Genomic DNA, 412 nt, shown 5'->3' with positions numbered 1-412 from the left:
CACCTGCATCGGGTCGATGCGCGGGTCGGAGATCTCGCGGCCCTCGAAGGTGATCACCCCGTCGTCGATCTCCTCGAGCAGGTTGAGGCAGCGCAGCAGCGTCGACTTGCCCGAGCCCGACGAGCCGATCAGGCAGACCACGTCGCCGGGCTCGACGCGCAGGTCGACGTCGTCGAGGACCACCCGGTCGCCGTACGACTTGCGCAGGCCGGCCACCTCGACCAGCGGCCCCGGGGGCGTGGAGTACGTCGGCGCGCTCACAGCGCCCCCGCCCGCTCGCGCTCGGCGACCCGGCGCTGCAGCCAGTCGGTGAACCGGGCAAGCGGCACCGTGAGCACGATGAAGAAGAGCGCGACCACGACCAGCGAGGTGTAGTTGAAGTTGTAGGAGGCGTAGTCGCGGGCGGCGAAGA

1 protein-coding gene is annotated in these 412 nt (G+C 70.4%); it reads right to left on the bottom strand.

Going from position 1 to position 412, the window contains the following annotated elements; all coding sequences use genetic code 11:
• Nucleotides 1–261 (bottom strand): ATP-binding cassette domain-containing protein (locus QWY29_RS19790; RefSeq protein ID WP_300962954.1); only part of this gene is annotated, 261 nt, incomplete at its 3' end.
• Nucleotides 262–412 lie beyond the last annotated feature (151 nt).

It is taken from the genome of Nocardioides abyssi (genome assembly GCF_030412915.1).
GTDB lineage: Bacteria > Actinomycetota > Actinomycetes > Propionibacteriales > Nocardioidaceae > Nocardioides > Nocardioides abyssi.
Note: the sequence above shows the minus strand (reverse complement) of the source record. Positions and strands in the feature narration are given on the sequence as shown.